This is a genomic window from Streptomyces sp. NPDC086549 (assembly GCF_044746205.1).
Lineage (GTDB): Bacteria > Actinomycetota > Actinomycetes > Streptomycetales > Streptomycetaceae > Streptomyces.
Genome location: NZ_JBIVBS010000007.1, coordinates 332185 through 348709, shown reverse-complemented (window position 1 = coordinate 348709; position 16525 = coordinate 332185). Strand labels below are relative to the sequence as shown.

Annotated in this window: 11 protein-coding genes, 2 tRNA genes and 1 pseudogene; 3 read left to right on the top strand and 11 right to left on the bottom strand. The window is 72.0% G+C overall.

Features of this window, described 5'->3' with window-relative positions; translation table 11 throughout:
• Nucleotides 1-172: 172 nt before the first annotated feature.
• From ACIPSA_RS24140 to ACIPSA_RS24105, 8 genes and pseudogenes are all read right to left on the bottom strand, one after another.
• Nucleotides 173-2419: an ArnT family glycosyltransferase gene (locus ACIPSA_RS24140; protein WP_402638043.1), complete on the bottom strand. Its 2247-nt coding sequence runs from the start codon at nt 2417-2419 to the stop codon at nt 173-175.
• Nucleotides 2416-3960 (bottom strand): glycosyltransferase, encoded by a 1545-nt coding sequence (locus tag ACIPSA_RS24135; RefSeq protein WP_402638042.1) that lies wholly within the window; start codon nt 3958-3960, stop codon nt 2416-2418. The genes ACIPSA_RS24140 and ACIPSA_RS24135 overlap by 4 nt, the downstream gene beginning before the upstream one ends.
• 14 nt (nt 3961-3974) lie before the next feature.
• Nucleotides 3975-5627, bottom strand: a complete 1653-nt coding sequence (locus ACIPSA_RS24130; protein ID WP_402638041.1) for an ATP-binding protein — start codon at nt 5625-5627, stop codon at nt 3975-3977.
• On the bottom strand, nt 5624-6364 hold the full coding sequence (locus ACIPSA_RS24125) for a response regulator transcription factor (protein ID WP_360939225.1): 741 nt from the start codon (nt 6362-6364) through the stop codon (nt 5624-5626). Before ACIPSA_RS24125 ends, ACIPSA_RS24130 begins: the two co-directional genes overlap by 4 nt.
• A gap of 111 nt (nt 6365-6475) precedes the next feature.
• Complete coding sequence (locus tag ACIPSA_RS24120; RefSeq protein WP_402638040.1) at nt 6476-6766, bottom strand: antibiotic biosynthesis monooxygenase family protein; 291 nt, start codon at nt 6764-6766, stop codon at nt 6476-6478.
• Nucleotides 6767-6904: 138 nt separating this feature from the next.
• On the bottom strand, nt 6905-7786 hold the full coding sequence (locus ACIPSA_RS24115; RefSeq protein ID WP_402638039.1) for a DUF2797 domain-containing protein: 882 nt from the start codon (nt 7784-7786) through the stop codon (nt 6905-6907).
• 120 nt (nt 7787-7906) lie between these two features.
• Nucleotides 7907-8865: pseudogene (locus ACIPSA_RS24110) on the bottom strand (Bro-N domain-containing protein).
• A gap of 131 nt (nt 8866-8996) precedes the next feature.
• Nucleotides 8997-9371: an HGxxPAAW family protein gene (locus ACIPSA_RS24105; RefSeq protein WP_402638038.1), complete on the bottom strand. Its 375-nt coding sequence runs from the start codon at nt 9369-9371 to the stop codon at nt 8997-8999.
• A gap of 108 nt (nt 9372-9479) precedes the next feature.
• On the opposite strand from ACIPSA_RS24105, the gene ACIPSA_RS24100 reads away from it, so the two are divergent.
• Nucleotides 9480-9971 carry a MarR family winged helix-turn-helix transcriptional regulator gene (locus ACIPSA_RS24100; RefSeq protein ID WP_402638037.1) on the top strand — a complete coding sequence of 164 codons (492 nt, stop codon included), beginning with the start codon at nt 9480-9482 and terminating at the stop codon, nt 9969-9971.
• A gap of 16 nt (nt 9972-9987) precedes the next feature.
• Here the strand turns inward: ACIPSA_RS24100 and ACIPSA_RS24095 are convergent, their stop codons facing one another.
• From ACIPSA_RS24095 to ACIPSA_RS24085, 3 genes are all read right to left on the bottom strand, one after another.
• A complete protein-coding gene (locus ACIPSA_RS24095; protein ID WP_402638036.1) occupies nt 9988-10665 on the bottom strand; it encodes a signal protein in 678 nt (225 codons plus the stop codon).
• A 63-nt stretch (nt 10666-10728) separates the two neighbouring features.
• Nucleotides 10729-10801: transfer RNA gene (locus ACIPSA_RS24090), tRNA-Arg, on the bottom strand.
• Nucleotides 10802-10995: 194 nt separating this feature from the next.
• A tRNA-Ser gene (locus tag ACIPSA_RS24085) sits at nt 10996-11086 on the bottom strand.
• Between the two features lie 171 nt (nt 11087-11257).
• Between ACIPSA_RS24085 and ACIPSA_RS24080 the strand changes: the two genes are divergently transcribed.
• Together ACIPSA_RS24080 and ACIPSA_RS24075 are read left to right on the top strand one after the other, a co-directional pair.
• The gene (locus ACIPSA_RS24080) at nt 11258-11722 is read left to right on the top strand and encodes an SSI family serine proteinase inhibitor (RefSeq protein ID WP_402638035.1); all 465 of its coding nucleotides are present in this window, start codon (nt 11258-11260) and stop codon (nt 11720-11722) included.
• Nucleotides 11723-12037: 315 nt separating this feature from the next.
• On the top strand, nt 12038-16216 hold the full coding sequence (locus ACIPSA_RS24075; RefSeq protein ID WP_402638034.1) for a PAS domain-containing protein: 4179 nt from the start codon (nt 12038-12040) through the stop codon (nt 16214-16216).
• Nucleotides 16217-16525: the final 309 nt, after the last annotated feature.

The window sequence follows — 16525 nt, the reverse complement described above, 5'->3', positions numbered from 1 at the left end:
CCGCCTGGCCACGGCGCGCAGCGGGGGCCCCCCGGCCGGGGGGGGGGGGGGCGCCGGGGGGGGGGGCCCGGGGGGGGGGGGGGGGGGGGGGCGCCGGCCCCCGGGGGGGGGGGGGGGCCCGCCCCCCCCCCCCTTCTCTTCCCGGCCGACCGTCAACGGTCGTCGGCCGCCGTCAGCTGCTGGTCTTCTGCGTGAGGTCGTAGAAGGTGGCCGAACCGACCGTCACCTTCTTGAAGTTGCTCTGGACCCACGAGGTGATCTGCGAGGACGTGCCGCTGGAGCTGCTGCCCATGCCGCCGCCCATACCGCCGCCGGAGATGAAGTAGTGGATCTTTCCTTCCGTCACGTACTTCTTGAACTGGGCCAGCGTCGGGGACGGGTCGGTGCCGTTGAAGCCGCCGATCGCCATCACCGGGTCACCGGTGGCCAGCTGGTAGCTCGCGGCGTTCTGGGAGCCGATGGACGCCGCGACCCAGGTGTACTTCTCGGCATCGGTCTCCAGCAGCTTCTTGGCCTCGGAGGAGACGCTGGCGCCGTTGAGCAGGCCGCCGGCGCCACCGCCGCCGCCCGTGCCGCCGGCTTCGCCCGTCTGACCGCCGCCGGGGAAGCCCTGGCCCTGCTGGCCCTGGGTGTTCCCGTTGCCGTTCTGCTGGCTCTGCTGGTTCTGCTGGTTCTGGCCCGGCATGCCGCCGCCGAACCCGCCGTTGCCGCCGCCCGGGAAGCCGTTGCCGTTGCCGTTCTGCTGGCCCTGCTGACCCTGCTGGCCCTGCTGGTTCTGGCCGGGCATGCCGCCGCCCATCCCACCGCCGGGACCGCCACGGCCGCCGCCCATCATGCTCGCGCCGGCGGGGCCGGCCGTGACGATCGAGCCGGTGTGGCCCTCCTGCAGCGTGCTGAGGGTGTACGCCGTCGGACCGGCCAGCGCGGCGACGAGACCGACCGCCGCCGCCCCGAGGGCCAGCTGACGGGTCACGCGGCCGGCGAAGACGAGGCCCAGGGCGGCGGCCAAGCCGCCGATCAGGACCAGCCACTTCAGCCAGGGCAGGTAGTCGGAGGTGCGGTTGAGCAGGACGTAGCCCCAGGCCGCGGCCGCGACCACCGAGGCGGCGAGGGTGATCGACGCCCACATCTCGGCGCGCTTCTCCCACAGCAGACCGGCGCCCATGCCGACGACGGCCGCGATGTAGGGGGCGAGGGCCACCGTGTAGTACTGGTGGAAGATGCCCGCCATGTAGCTGAAGACGACCATGGTGACCAGCAGCGAGCCGCCCCAGACCAGGAACGAACCACGGGTGACGGAGGTCCGCTTCAGCCTGCGCGTGGCCACCAGACCGGCGACGAGCAGGATCAGCGCGGCCGGCAGCAGCCAGGAGATCTGGCCGCCGATCTCGGAGTTGAACATCCGGTTCCAGCCGGTCTCGCCCCACATGCTCGTGCCGCCACCGCCACCGCCACCGCCGACGCTGCCGGTCTCGTCGCCGTTGAGACGGCCGAGGCCGTTGTAGCCGAAGGTCAGCTCCAGGAAGGAGTTGTTCTGCGAGCCGCCGATGTACGGGCGCGAGGACGCCGGCCACAGCTCGACGATCGCCACCCACCAGCCGCCGGAGACGACCAGCGCGACCGTGGCCAGGGCCAGCTGTCCGAACCGCTTCTTCAGGTTCACCGGCGCGCAGACGGCGTACACGATCGCCAGCGGCGGCAGGATCAGGAAGGCCTGCAGGGTCTTGGCGAGGAAGGCGAAGCCGATCGCGACGCCCGCCCAGACCAGCCACTTCGTACGGCCGTCCTCCAGGGCCCGGATCACCATGTAGCAGGCGACGGCCATCAGCAGGGCCAGCATCGCGTCCGGGTTGTTGAACCGGAACATCAGCGCCGCGACGGGGGTGAGCGCCAGCACGGCGCCCGCGATCAGGCCGGACGCGGGGCTGAACCGGCGGCGCACGGCCGCGTACACCACGGCGACCGTCAGGACGCCCATGATGACCTCGGGGACCAGGATCGCCCACGAGTTGAGGCCGAAGATCCGCACCGACAGGGCCATCGGCCACAGCGAGGCCGGGGGCTTGTCGACGGTGATGGCGTTGCCCGCGTCCAGCGAGCCGAAGAAGAACGCCTTCCAGGACTTGCTGCCCGCCTGGACGGCGGCCGAGTAGAAGGAGTTGGCGTAGCCGGAGGCGCTCAGGTTGTACAGGTAGAGCAGGAAGGTGGCGGCCAGCAGGCCGAGGAAGGCCGGGCGCACCCAGCGCGGGTCCTCGGGCCGGCCACGCCACAGTCTCCGGACGAAGGGCTGCTCGGGCTCACCGGCCCCGGGCGCCGGGGCCGCGGGCAGGTCCTGCGGCGGAGCCGTCGGGGGCGGGCCCCACGCGGTGGGACTCCCCTGGTGGGTCTGGTGGGTCGTCTGGTCGGTGTGGGTGGTCATCGGGAGTCCCCCGGGTCGGTGTCGTGAGGGCGCACCGGCTGCAACCGCATGGTGGCGTCCCTCCAGGTGCCGTCCGCGGCTTCACCGGCGCGGAACTGGGTGGTCTGGTGCGGCGTGTGCGACGTGTGCGACGTGTGCCGCGGGTGCGGCACGTGGCGCTGCGGCAGCGGGCCGTACGAGCCGGACTGCGACGAGTACGGATCGGGCTGCGACGAGTACGGGCCGAACTGCGGCGCGACGCTGGCGTAGGCCGGCGAGGACGGGGTGTCCGTCGCCACGGCCGTCGGCTCCTCGCCGGAGTCACGCCGGTCCGGGAACACCCACGCGCGGAAGAGCAGGAAGCGGAGCACCGTCGCCGCGAGGTTGGCGGCGATGAGGACCGCCAGTTCGGTGGAGTGCGCGGGGCTGCTGCTGGCCGCGTTCAGGGCGGCCAGCGAGCCGCTGGTGAGGGCGAGACCGATACCGAAGACGACCAGGCCCTGCGCCTGGTGCCGTACGGCACCGCCACGGCCGCGCACCCCGAAGGTCAGGCGCCGGTTGGCCGCCGTGTTCGCCACGGCCGAGACCAGCAGCGCGAGCGCGTTGGCGATCTGCGAGCCGGAGAACTGCCGGAAGCCGCTGTAGAGCAGGAGGTAGAAGAGCGTCGACAGACCGCCGACGACGCAGAACCCGACGAGCTGGCGGGCCAGACCCTTGGGCACGTCCTTGATCTCACGGTCGCGCGGGTCGTCGCCGAACGGGCGGGTGACCCGGTCCAGCGGCAGCGAACCGGTGGCCAGGGCCTTGCCCACCCGCCACACACCCTTGAGGTCGTCGGTCGCCGTCTTGACGATGTGCACGGTCGAGTTCGGGTCGTCGACCCAGTCGACGGGCACCTCGTGGATACGGAGCCCGGCCCGCTCGGCGAGGACCAGCATCTCGGTGTCGAAGAACCAGCCGGTGTCCTCGACGAGCGGCAGCAGCACCTGGGCGACATCACGCCGGATCGCCTTGAAGCCGCACTGCGCGTCCGAGAAGCGGGCCTGCAGCGAACCGCGCAGGATCATGTTGTACGAGCGGCTGATGAACTCCCGCTTGGCGCCGCGCACCACGCGGGAGCTGCGGGCCAGCCGGGAACCGATCGCCAGGTCGGAGTGACCCGAGATCAGCGGTGCCACCAGCGGCAGCAGCGCGTTGAGGTCGGTGGACAGGTCGACGTCCATGTACGCGAGGATCGGGGCGTCCGAGGCGGACCAGACGGTCCGCAGCGCCCGGCCGCGGCCCTTCTGCTCCAGCCTGAACGACTTCACCTCGGCGATCTCCGCCTCCAGCCGCGCCGCCACCTGAGGGGTGGTGTCCGTGGACGCGTTGTCCGCGACGGTGATGCGGAACGCGTACGGGAAGGTGCGCTTGAGGTGCTCGTGCAGTCTGAGCACGCATGGCTGGAGGTCCTTCTCCTCGTTGTAGACGGGGATCACTACGTCCAGGACAGGCGTACCGGCGTTTCCGGCCGGGAGGTGCTCCCGCGCCGGCAGGGTGCCGGGAGAAGAGTCGGTTCGCATGGGAACGACTCTGGTCAAGCCCCCTGTTGCACCCATGTGGTGGCGCTGTGCTGTGCCTGTGAGTGCGATTGCCAGTTCGTTTCGGGGGCGGGCTGCGGCACGACGGGACCGAGCGCGGGCAGGTGAACCGTGAACACGGTCCGCCCCGGGACGCTGTCGACGGTGACGGCACCGCCGTGCGCGGTCGCGACCGCCTGCACGATGGCGAGCCCCAGACCGGTGGACCCGGTGGACCGGGACCGCGCGGAGTCGCCCCTGGCGAACCGCTCGAAGACGTGCGGCAGCAGGTCCGGCGGAATGCCCTGGCCGTTGTCCTCGACGTCCACGCACATCCACGGGCCGCGCCGCTGGATACGTGCCGTGATGGTCGTACCGGGTGGGGTGTGCTTGCGGGCGTTGCCCAGCAGATTGACCAGCACCTGCTGGATCCGTGCCGCGTCGGCGGACACCAGGGCCGGCTCGTCGGGCAGGTCGAGGCGCCAGTTGTGGTCCATGCCGGCGGCGCGCGAGTCGCTGACGGTGTCCACCACGAGCGGGATGAGGTCGGTGTGCTCGAACTGGAGCGGACGGCCCGCGTCCAGCCGGGCGAGCAGCAGCAGGTCCTCGACGAGCAGCGTCATCCGGCCCGCCTCGGACTCGATACGGCCCAGGGCATGCCGGGTGTCGGGCCCGACCTGCTCGCGTCCGCGCCGGGTCAGCTCGGCGTACCCGCGGATGGAGGCGAGGGGGGTCCTGAGCTCGTGACTCGCGTCCGCGACGAACTGCCGTACCCGCATCTCGCTCTGCTGGCGGGCGTGCAGGGCACCGTGGACGTGGTTGAGCATCCGGTTGAGCGCGGCACCGACCTGGCCGACCTCGGTGTGCGGGTCGGTCTCGGACTCGGGGACGCGTTCGCTGAGGTTGACCTCGCCGGTGTGCAGGGGGAGTTCGGAGACCCGGGTGGCGGTGGCGGCGACCTTGCGGAGGGGGCGGGTGGCGAGGCCGACGAGGATGTACCCCGCTATGACGGCGGCGGCGAGACCGGCGGCGGTGATGCTGATCTCGACGAGGATGAGCGTGTTGATGGTGCTGTCGACGTCGGCCGTCGGCAGGGCGACGTAGTACGCGTCACTGTGGTCCGGGCTCTCGACGTATTCGACGCGGTACCCCTCCAGACCGGGGATGTCCACGGAGTGCGGCTTGAAGTCCTTCGGCACCGAGTTGATGGCCGCCATCTGCGCCGCGTCGAGAGAGCCGGCGTTGAACTTCTGGAAGGAGCCGTTGCCGTCGTTCTTCCGCTTGGCGATGGCCGCGGCGGTGACCTTGCCGTTCTTGACGAAGGCGGCGATGGTCTTGTCCTCCACGGGACCGCTGGTGACGAGCCTCTTCACCTTGGCGCTCGCCGAGAGGTCGACGTTCCGGACGGCGCCTGGGTCCCCGGGGTCGGCGGGGTTCGTTGCGTTCGGGTTCTTCGGAAGCATATGGCCGCCCCCGGCACGCATGGCGGTGTCGTGCACCTTGCCGTTCAGCTGATCGTCAAGGTGCGTCTTCAGCGCAAGGGTCGTCACCGTGCCGACCACGGCACACACCACGGCGATCAGCGTCACCGTCGAGACGACGAGCCGCGTCCGCAGGGTACGCGGCTTACCTGCTCGCTTCTGCGCACGCGGCCGTCGTCGCCCGCTCATGAAGCGGCGGGCTTGATCAGGTAACCGGCCCCACGCCGGGTGTGGATCATCGGCTCACGTCCTGCGTCGATCTTGCGCCGCAGGTAGGAGATGTAGAGCTCGACCACGTTGGCCTGACCGCCGAAGTCGTACGACCACACGCGGTCGAGGATCTGCGCTTTGCTGAGGACACGCCTGGGATTACGCATGAGGAAGCGCAACAGTTCGAACTCGGTGGCGGTGAGGTGGATGCCCTCCCCGGCCCGCGAGACCTCGTGGCTGTCCTCGTCCAAGGTCAGATCCCCGACGACCAGCACGGAGTCGGACCGCCGGTCGGCGGCACCCGACCGCCGGATGAGGCCGCGCAGCCGGGCGACGACCTCCTCCAGGCTGAACGGCTTGGTGACGTAGTCGTCGCCGCCGGCGGTGAGACCGGCGATCCGGTCCTCGACCGCGTCCTTGGCGGTCAGGAAGAGGACCGGCACGTCGGGCAGCTCGCGCCGCAGACGCCCCAGAACCGTGAGGCCGTCCATGTCGGGCAGCATCATGTCGAGGACGACGGCGTCCGGCCGGAACTCGCGGGCCGTCTGGACGGCCCCCTGTCCGTCACCCGCACTCCTGATCTGCCAGCCCTCGTAACGCAGGGCCATGGAAAGGAGTTCGGTGATCGACAGCTCGTCGTCCACCACAAGCACTCGGACGGGGCTCCCGTCCGGCCTCAGCAGTTCGGTGCGCCCCTGGGGCGAGGTCGTGGTCATGGTGAACACGTTGTCGGGGTCCCCTGAGAACACGCTTTCACTAATCTGTGATTTCCCTAAGAAACACACAGGTGCCTCTCAGGGAACACCTGGGAAGCCCTTGCCCGATGATCAGCTTCGCGCGTGGTCGTGACTCCGCTCGACCCGGGCGATGTGGATCGAGTAGCGCTCGTACCAATGCTCCCGGCCGTACTCCTTGGCCGCCCGGTGGCGCGCGTCACGCCGCCACGCGTCGATACCGGCCAGGTCCCGGAAGTAGGCCACGGAGATCGCGAGGCCGCCGGGTGTGCGGGCCGAGTCCTCGCCGAGGAAGCCGGGGATCTCCTTGACCAGCTCGCTCAGCCGCTCGGCGGTGCGCCGGTATCCGTCGTCGTCCTCGTCGGTGCGAACGGAGGTGAACACGACTGCATAGTAAGGGGTTTCATGGGCGGGGACAGGTGCAATTCGCTGATCGCTCATGTCGTCAACGATCGGCCGCGGAGGAGTTCGCGTCCATGGACCTTGCCGAAAGGGATCCGTGAGGGATCCAAGTCTTGACCTTCAGAACAGCCCGTCCTGGACGCCCGCCTCCTCCCTGAACTCCCTTACGGGAACGCTGAATCCACCACCGGCACCGGGGCCGGGGCACAGCTCCCACCCCGTCATCAGCCGAGTGTCGAGGACGACGACCCCGCGCGCCCCGGCCGCGATGTGCAGGTCGGGCCCGGCGGCCGCGACCAGTTCACCGCTCACGGTCCCGCCCGGGACCAGCTCGGCCACTTCGCCGACGGCGGCGGGCAGCCCCTGGAGCCCGAACACCCCCACGTGGTCGACCGGTTGGCACAGCTCGCGGGAAAGGGACTCGGGCCAGCCGTCGAGCGCGAGAGCCCGCGCGTGCAGCTCCTCGATCTCGGCCGCCCGCTCCGCCTCCGTCCCGGGCAGCGCGGACCGTACGGCCCGCTTCTCGGCGTACGGGATCCGGTCGGGCACGTGGAGCGCGGCCCGCAGCAGCTCCTCCGTCCGGCGCGCGGCCATCAGCGGCCCGGCTCCGAGCCAGCTGAAACAGACGGCCCCCTGCTCAAGCAGCCGCGCGGATCCCCGCTCGACGGCGGTGATCCCGACCTTGACCATGCCGGGCCCGAACCAGGCCAGGTATACGCGGTACGGCCGAGGGTCGTCGGCGATGGTGTCCGCGGCCACGGAGTGCGCCCGGTCCAGCCGTGCGCACTCCTCGCACCGCGCGCCGGTGCTCCGCCCCGACACCACCGCCCGCACGGGACACGCATGCCCCCGCGCACCCACACACGTCCGCACGCCCCCGTCCACGACCCCGAAGGCCACCCGCTTCCCCCGAGGCAGCGCGCTACGCCGCCCACCGTCCCAGACCAGCGCGGGACCGTCCCCCGACCACCGCAGTCCCGTGCACTTCCACACCTGTGCCATCACTCTTGAGGGTAGGCCGTGGCACTGACAGTGCCCTGGGCGGCGGGGGGAGCGGTACGGTACGCAAAGGCCCGAAGCCGCAACTTCGTTTTGCGGCTTCGGGCCTTCTCCTGTCGCCCGCTACGGGAGCACGTACACCGGCGCGCCATCCGCAGCGCACCCGGTCTGCCGCACGCAGCCCCGCTTGAGCAGCATGCGCACACAGTCGTGGACACGGTCGAGCGTGAGCCCCGTACGGGTGGCGACCTCCTCCAGCCGACACCGGACCGGACCCCGCACCAGCGAGGGAGCGAGGTACGCGGCCACCGCGTGCACGTCGTCCGTGACGACCAGGTTCTTCGCCCGCCAGGTGGCGAGGAGCTCCTGGGGGCTCATGGCCGGGGACTCCTCCGCCGGAGGGGCGGGCTTCAGCCGGTCGGCGATGAGATCGAGCTTGTCGGCGATGCGGTGGAGGGCGTGGGCCATGGAGTTCTGGGCGCGGCCCGACTCGGTCAGCAGGTCGACGGCGCGGTCCAGCTGCTCGCTCCTCCGAGCCTGCGCGGCCACCAGCGCTCGTCCGCCCGGATGTTCCGCTCTTCGAGGCGGACGATCGCGTCGGCGACCTGCTGCGGCATGAGATACGCCGTGTCTCCGCTGGGCGCGGGCTGAACGGGAGCCGGTTCGAGGCTGTAGAAACCGTCCCGCTGGATGGTGGCAAGAACCTCGGAGGCCCAAGCCTTGAAGGGTTGGGCCTCCGGCTTCGTACAGCCGTTGACCAACCTGATCAGCCCCTGGAGGTTGACCAGGTTCATGTCTCGTCGCCACTCTCGACCTGCGGGAATGCCGAGACCGTGCGTCTGAAGCACCCTCTCGGCAGATGCGAAGTTGGTCGCATCCGCGATGTTCCGCAGAGTGGAACCCACGTGTGCGTACCCCAGGTGCTTGCACACATCCACGGCAGGGAACCAGTGCGTCCCGTCCGGCATGGTCAGCCTCCGTACTCGCGCCCCTGTCGCCGCGTACACGAAGTCACTGATCTCGATCGCGTCCAGCTTCCGTACCGCCGACTGCTCCGGCGGCGTGTCGTTCTGCTCGTACATCGAGCATCACCTCCACACCGGAAACTAGGGACGCCCCCACGCAACTCGGGTTTACAGAAGGCACGTTCACTCGAAAGGTGACAGACTTATCGATTCTGCCCACTTCGGGCGCACGGGCACCCCGCCCCGGATCAGCCCCCGCTCTCGGCGGTGACCGGCTCCGCATCCCCGGCGGTGGACGCAGAGCGGACGACGGCGGCCGTGCCCCGCCCCCGCCCCGCCAGGCGGCACCCGACACACCCGGGATGCCCCTCGCGCGCACCGCGGTCCCGCACCCGCAGCCCCCACTCCCCCCTGGGCCGGCGCCCCGGCGGCTTGCCCCAGCCGTTGAGGTGGAGGGCCCAGGTGACCAGGACACTCACGGCGACGATGGCGACACCGCCACCCGTCACAGGTACCGAGGCCATGACCACCCCCGCTCCCGCCACCGCGGACCCGATGGTCGCGATGAAGAAACCGGTCCAGCCGGCGACCGTGTGACCCTCGTCGTACAGATGACCGCTCACGTACCCGCCTCCGAAAAACTCCGCGTCCGGCGTGAGGGTGCCTAAACTCCCTCACCACGGAAGGAATTTACTCCCTAAGTCTCTTACGCACTAAGAGAATTGAGACGCATGCACGGCAAGCCGCGACCGGCCGCCACTCCGGGCCAGGCACTGTCGGCGATGGACCACCTGATCGCCGCCCACCTGATCGGGCAGCAGGAACTGGCCCGGCGGCTGGGACTGAACGTCACCGACCTCACCTGTTTCGGCTTCGTCCTGGAGGCCGGTGAGGACCTGCTCACCGCAGGCGACCTGGCGGCCCGCGCGCATGTCACCACCGGCGCGGTCACCGGGATCCTCAACCGTCTCGAACGCGCGGGCTACGTCACCCGCCGCCCCGACCCGGCGGACCGCCGCCGCGTCCGCGTGGCCCCCGTCCCCGAGGCGGTCGAACGGGTCACGGCCGTTCACGCGGGCCACCACAGACGCCTCACGGAGCTGTTCGCCGACTACTCCCCCGAGGAGATCGCCGTCCTCACGGACTGGTTCACCCGCGCGACCGCACTGGCTCACGAGTACCTGGAGGAGCTCAACCGGAACGACCCGGAAGAGGAGTGCTGACCGGCGGGCCGCGGCCTCAGGAGCCCTTCACCGTCAGGACGTAGTCCACGCCCGTGGCGAAGTCCCCGGACCGGCCGCGGATCGTCAGCGTGTGCCGGCCGGGTTCCGGCGCGGGCACCTGGACCCACAGTCCGCACCCGGTGGTCGCGAAGGTCCCGCTCGACTGGGTGACGGGGTTGCCGTCGACGGCCGTCACCGTGATCGCGTCCCCCTTACGGGTCACCTCGGCGACCTTCTTCCCGTCCAGCACCGCCGATCCCCCGGCCGTGCTCATGAAGTCCGCACAGTCCCCCTCATCGCCGATCAGGTTCACCAGCGGAAAGGCCAGGGGGACACCGTCGGGCACGGAGCAGGCGCGCCTGTTTCCCGTCGTCCCGAAGGTGCCCGCCAGGAACCAGACGTCGTCCGGCTGATTGCGCGCGCAGTCGCCGCCGTCCTCGTCGGCCACGGGATTCGTCGCCTCGGGTTCGGACGCGGCCCAGGTCCACCAGCGGCTCTGGAGCTCGGCGGGGGAGAGCCGCACCGCCTCCGACCTGGCCGACGGCGACTTCGCGTCCCCCTCCGCCTTGCCGCCCGCTCGGGAGCCGGTTCCAGAGCCGGTTCCGGAGCCGGAGCCGGCCTCACCCCCGCAGCCCGTCACAGCCACGCCGACCAACGCCAACGCGGCGAGCACCCCCGCACCCCCACCCCTCACCGAAGCCCCTCCCCTGAGCCAAACGCCAGAGGCCCCGGATCTCTCCGGGGCCTCTACTCTGTGTGCACTCGGCAGGATTCGAACCTGCAACCTTCTGATCCGTAGTCAGATGCTCTATCCGTTAAGCTACGAGTGCTTGTTTTTTTTCTTTTTTCTTGTCCCCGCTCCCGGCCCTTCCGGCCCGCTCGCGGCGACAGGAAGAACATTACATGACTGCCGCCGTCATGTGAAATCCGTTTGGCGCACCCCTTGTGACCTGCGAAAACGTCCAGAACGGACGAGAACACCGAAGCCCCGGTCCAGATGGACCGGGGCTTCGGTGATCAAGCGCGGAGGCGGAGGGATTTGAACCCTCGATGGGCTTTAAGGCCCAAACCGCATTAGCAGTGCGGCGCCATAGACCGGACTAGGCGACGCCTCCAGCACAACCTCTCCCGCGAGCGCGTGAGTGGTGCGTGCAGATGATGACACAGTCGAGCGTGCTGTCACCAATCGCCCCCCACGGTACTAGGCACCAGGGCCGCAGGGCAAAGTCCTTGCGCTCGGCGGGGCGGCTGCGCAACGTCCGGGGGCCACGGGCGTTGATCAGGGCATGTCGCTGGTCTTCTCACGAGCCGTCGCGGCGTCCGCCGCCGTGATCGCCTCGCTGTCCGCAGTCGCCGCCGTTCCCGCCGCCGCCTCCACCGCCGTACCGCCGCCCGTGCGGGAGGAGGACCGGGCGGGCGGGTCCGGTGACCACCTGACCGTCACCGTCCGGCACGCGGGTGCCGGGCACGACGGGACGTACGAGCTGTCCTGTCACCCTGGCGCCGGCACTCACCCGGACGTGGGCGGCGCCTGCCGTGCCGTCGACCGGAACACGCGCTGGGGCCGGGAGACCTTCGCGCAGGTGGCGCCGGGCAGCGTCTGCACGATGATCTACGGCGGCCCGGCCACCGCCCGTGTCACCGGGACCTGGGCCGGACGCCCGGTCGACGCGACGTACGACCGCAGCAACGGCTGCGAGATCGGGCGGTGGAACCGGATGGTGCCGCTCCTGCCGGATCTCGGCTCGTAGGTGCCCGTCGGTCCATAGGTGTCCGGCGGCCCATGGTGTCCGGCGGCCCGCGGGTGCCCGTCGGCTGATGGCGCCACTCGGCGTTCATAGGCATTTCATGGCGGAATCCCCGGTCCCGTAAAAGTCCCGCGAAGGTCCCGCGAAGCCTGAGCAGGTGGTCACACGTTCCCCGCCACTTCGTCGTGCGACCTCCCTCTCATCCGGCGTCGCGAACGCAACCGCTGCCCTTAGACTCGCTCGCGTGACACGCTGCGGGCCGGTTGGCAAGATGGCCCGAGCGGTCGGCAAGGTGCGGTAACAGGGAGGAAGCGTCTCGTGAGCAGCAGGCCATCCCGAGGCGCTGCTCGCCTCGCAGCCATACTCGACGCGCTTCCCGACGCGTTGGTGCTGGTGAACGCCAATGGGACGGTCGTCAACGCCAACACGATCGCACTGGAGGCCTTCGAGACTCCGGGTACGGCTCTTGTCGGGCGCGGGCTGCTCGATCTGCTGCCCGAGTTCGACTCCAAGCTGATCCCTGGCTCGATGCGACGGCCCGACCACATGGACCCGCGCGGACGGACCAAGCCGACGCGGATGATCGCCCGGCGGACCGACGGCACCGAGTTCCCGGTCGAGGTCACCAGCGCGAACCTGGAGAACGGGCAGCAGGCGTACGACGGTTACGGCTACACCGGCGACGAGCTGCTGATGCTCGTCGTGCGCGACCTGTCCGGCACCGTCGACACCGAGGCCGAGCTGGCCCGTTCGCAGCGGCAGACCGAGATGATCCTGCGGGCGGCGTCCGAGGGCGTCGTCGGCACGGACACCGACGGGCGGATCGTCCTCGTGAACCCGGCCGCCGCCCAGATCCTGGGTTACCGGGCCGGCGAGCTCGGCGGCAAGGAGCTGCACAACCTCGTCGTGCACTCCCGCCCCGACGGCTCCCCCTTCCCGTACGCGGAGTCCCCGCTCGCCGACACCCTGCGCTCCGGGCGCAAGCACCGGGTGCGCGGGCAGGTGCTGTGGGCCAAGGGCGACAAGAAGGTGCCGGTCGACCTGACGACCGCGCCCGTGCGCGACGGCGACCAGCTCGTCGGCGCCGTGATGACCTTCGCCGACCGGCGGCCGTACGACACCCTCGCCGACGAGAAGGAGGCGCTGGAGAAGGGGCACGCGGACGAGCTGGAGCGGCTCTCCGAGGAGCACGCCTCCGACCTCACCGCACTGCGCCAGAAGCACGTGACCGAGCTGGAGGAGCTGCGCGAGCAGCACGAGGAGGAGCTGGCGGCCGGCGAGGACCGGTACGCCGCGCTCGCCGAGCGGGAGAAGGACCGCTACGAGGCCCTGGCCGGGCGGCACGAGCAGCTGCTCACGCTGCTCGGGCGCTCGCTGCGCGGACCGCTGGACGAGCTGCGCCGCGAGCTGGCGGCCCTCGCCGCGGACGACGCCGGGCAGCTGTGGCCCGAGGCCAACCAGGTGCTCCACCACCTCTCCGCCGGTTACTCACGCATCACCCAGCTCATCGACAACGTCCTCGGCTACCAGCGGCTGGACGCGGGCACGGAGGACATCACCCGTACGAAGGTGATGCTCGACGCCGTCGTCGCCGCCGGGGTCGAGGGGGCCGTCGAGCTCATCGGACCGGGGCGGGTGCAGTTCGCCGTGCACGCGCCGCCCATCGAGGCCGAGGTCGACCAGCAGCGGCTCGCCACTGCGCTCGCGCATCTCGTCGCCGACGTGGCGGGTGTCGACGCGACCGGCAACGCGCCCGTGTCGGCGGGCGGTTACATGGACAACACGGTCGTCGTGGCGGCCGCCCAGCGCGGCGAGGTCGTCCGCATCGAGGTGCGCGGCCCGTACGCCGGGGGAGACCCGGTGCACGAGCCGATCGTGCGCGGGATCGTGCGGGCGCACGGTGGTGTGCTGCAGACGCACGAGGTGCCGGGCATGAGCGGCAGCGCGTATGTGCTCGAGGTCCCGCTCGGGGGTGGCGCCGGGGCCGTCGCGGCTCCGGTTCCCGACTCCTCCGCGGCCGCGGAGGAGAGCGGCTCCGACGCGGGTGCCCTGCCCGCGCTGCCCTCGGGCAACGGCGGGCGGCGGCGGGCCCGGCGGTCCTCCGTGGACGCCTTCCTGGAGAGCGAGGTTCCCGGCGAGTCCGGCGCCGCCGAGGCCGAGGCGGGGGCGCCCGCACCGACCGGACGGCGCAGGCGGCGTGCGGCCGAGGAGCTGGAGCCGACCGCTGCCGAGGGCACGGATGCCTCCGGCGGCACCGGGCGACGGCGCGGCCGGCCGGCCGACGGCGCGGCCGGTGGCGAGGACGTGGCTGGTGGCGAGGGCGTGGCCGAGGGTGCAGTGATGACGGCGGCCGAGCACGCGGCGGGGACCGCCGCCTCGGGTACGGGACTCGGCGGGACCGTACCGCCGCAGGGCGTGCCCGCACCGACCGGACGGCGCGCCCGGCGCGACAGCGGCGAACAGCAGGCGCTGCCGCCGGCGCTGCCCGCGGCCTCCGCTGCCCCGGAGGGCAGCCCGGAGGGCGTCCTGGCCGAGGATGACCAGCCCACCGGGCGCCGTCGTCGCGCCCTGGCCGCCGCGGCTGAGCGTGCCGCCGCACAGGAGGCGGGGAGCCGTACGGTCTTCGCGCTGCCGCCCGCCGAGGCCGATCGTTCGCCCGAATCCGAGCCCGCGACTGCGACTGCGGCTGCGGCTGCGGCTGCGGCCGTGTCCGAGGGTGTGGGCGGGCAGGTGGCGGTCCCGGCTCAGGCGCAGGCTCCCATGCCGGGCGAGGGTGCCGCGGTCGCCGTTCCGGGCGGGGTCCCGGGCGACGACGGGCGGCATGACGCCGTGGCGCACGACCAGGCCGAGGACCACACTCCGCCGCAGCCGCACCCCACCAGCGCGCCGACCGGCCGACGCCGACGGGCCGTGGCCCAGCCTGCCGAGGCTTCCGGGACGCCCGCGCACGGGATTCCCGCGCAGAGCGTTCCGGCGCAGGCGAGCGCCGTGGGCGGAGTGCCCGCGCAGGCCGCCGCCGCGGCTCAGGCCGGTGCGCCCGTTCCGTCCGGCATCGTGGCCCCCACGGGCATGGTGGCCCCGGGGCAGCAGCCGGTCCCGGCACAGGCGGTCGCCCCCGGCCTACTCCCCGCCGCCCAGCCGCTCCCCGCGGAGAGGGCCGACGTACTGGCTGCCCCCGCACAGACGGTCCCGCCCCAGGGTCTCCCGGCCCCCGCGACGCCCGCGGCCGCCGTCGTGCCGCCGAACGGCACCGCCACCCCGGCCCCCGGCACCCCCCTCCCGCCGGAGCACGCGGCCGCACAGCCGCGTGCCGCCCAGCCCCTGCCCGCCGAGGCGGCCGCCCCGGCCGCTGCGGCCGCGCCCGTCGACCCGAACTCGACCCAGGGACGGGCGATCAGCGTGCGGACGCTGGGCCAGGGCGTGCCGTTCAGCCGGCAGGCGGCCCAGGTGCAGCAGCCGACGGCCACCCCGCCCCCGCATGCGCCGGGCGGTTCCGGCCGCCGCCGCAAGCTGGGCACCCCGCCCGACCCGGCCGCGCGCCCTGAGCAGCCCCCGGAGCAGGCGGCCCGTCCGCATCCGCCGGCCGAGCAGCCGCCCGCACAGCCGTCCCTGGCCGGGCAGTCCCGGCTCGCCCCGGCCGCCGAGGGCCCCGGACGGTCGTACGCCATAGGCGCCCCGGACGAGAACGCCGCCGAGGGTCCCGAGCCGCTGGACGGTCCGGGCGGGGCGATCGAGGTCGCGGACCCCCCGCGCCCGCAGCCGATGGACGACGAGCTGCCGCCGGAGCCGCTGGACAACCCGCGGCGGCTGCTGGTGTGGCCCGCGCCGGACATCACCACCCAGCAGGCGCTGAGCGACCGCGGCTACCGTCCCGTGATCGTGAACTCCCGCGAGGAGGTCGACGCGCAGATCGCCGCCTTCCCGGCCGCGCTGTTCGTGGACCCGCTGACCGGACCGATCACCCGTACCGCGCTGCAGTCGCTGCGGCAGGCCGCCGTGGCCGCGGAGGTACCGGTCCTGGTCACGGCCGGGCTCGGGCAGGCGACGCGCGAGGCGGCGTACGGCGCCGATCCCGCCGTACTGCTGAAGGCGCTCGCCCCGCGGGACAGCGAGCAGCACCCGCCGCGCGTGCTGCTCATCGAGGAGCACGCGGAGATCGCGCTGGCGCTGACGTCGACGCTGGAGCGTCGCGGAATGCAGGTCGCACGGGCGGCGAGCGACGCCGACGCGGTGACGCTGGCCGGGCAGCTGCGGCCGAACCTGGTCGTGATGGACCTGCTGCAGGTGCACCGGCGTCAGACCGGGATCGTGGACTGGCTGCGCGCGAACGGGCAGCTCAGCCGCACTCCGCTCGTCGTCTACACCGCCGCCGTCGACCAGGCCGACCTGCCGCGGCTGGCCTCCGGTGAGACGGTGCTGTTCCTGGCGGAGCGGTCGACCAGCGCCGAGGTGCAGAGCCTGATCGTCGACCTGCTCGCCCGCATCGGCACCAACTGAGTCACCACCAGGGCTTGCCCCACGGCTTGACCTGGGGCAAGCCCTGGGGCCTGTCGCAGGGCCTTGCCTGTCGCGACAGACCCTGGCGGGCCACCAGCCGTCGCGGGGGGTGTGGCCGGCGCTGGGGTGGGTGACCACGGCCGTACGGCGGTGACGGTCGGCACACGGCCGGCACACGGTCGACGGACGGCCGGCGGGATCGCGGGTATCACCCGTCACTCGTACAACCGTTGCACCGGCCCGGGGGTCTACTTTGCGCCAACCTCCGCGCCACACCCGGGTGAACCCGGGATGAACGCGACGGACCAC